Genomic DNA, 712 nt, shown 5'->3' with positions numbered 1-712 from the left:
CCTAAACTTTTAACTCAGCGCCTTTCGGCAATTCGCCCGTTTCGACATAACGCCATAAGGCAATCAATAATTTTCTAGCCAATGCGACAATCCCTATCTTTCTCAAGCGCGCGCCATGATCGAAGCGCTCATGAAACCATTTCGATAAATCACTGCCCGGTTGGTACCTTAACCAACACCACGACAACTCTATCATTAATGCCCGAATACGATGATTCCCCGCTTTCGTAATGCCAAGCTCTTTCTCGCTATCACCGCTCGAATAAGGCGTTCCGACCAAGCCGGCTGCCGCACCCACTTCGCGCCGGTTCTTAAACCGCCGCCAGCCAAACCATTCCATGACAAGCATCCAGGAGCTCACATCGCCAACCCCTTTTAACCGTTTGAGCTGCTCTATCTGGCGATAGACTGGCTCTGGCGATTCCTTTAATAACTGCTGCATTCGCGATTCCAACGCTTTCAAATGCGATTCCACCAACTCCAGGCGCTTTACTTCGCGAAGTAGTTCCTCCTTCTGGTGCGTCAATAGCGGATTCCCCTGCCAATCTTTTACCGCCGTCAGGTAAGATGTCCAATCCTTTGCTCCGCTGAACTTTATCCCATATAAGTTCAGCAGACTTCTGATACGGTTCGTATGGCTCGTGCGCTCTTTCTTTAACCGGCCTCGTTCCCGGTGCATCCGACGCCGGTCCTCCTCCTCCTCGCTCGGCAC

1 protein-coding gene is annotated in these 712 nt (G+C 51.5%); it reads right to left on the bottom strand.

Annotated features, from left to right (window positions below; all coding sequences use genetic code 11):
* Nucleotide 1: 1 nt before the first annotated feature.
* Nucleotides 2-712, bottom strand: a 711-nt coding sequence (locus tag ACFORL_RS03610) for an IS110 family transposase (protein WP_382341196.1), incomplete at its 5' end; no start/stop codon positions are given.

The sequence above is a fragment of the Legionella dresdenensis genome (assembly GCF_042649825.1).
Classification (GTDB): Bacteria; Pseudomonadota; Gammaproteobacteria; order Legionellales; family Legionellaceae; genus Legionella_C; species Legionella_C dresdenensis.
The sequence above is the reverse complement of the archived record's forward strand: the minus strand, read 5'-3'. Positions and strand labels throughout refer to the sequence as shown.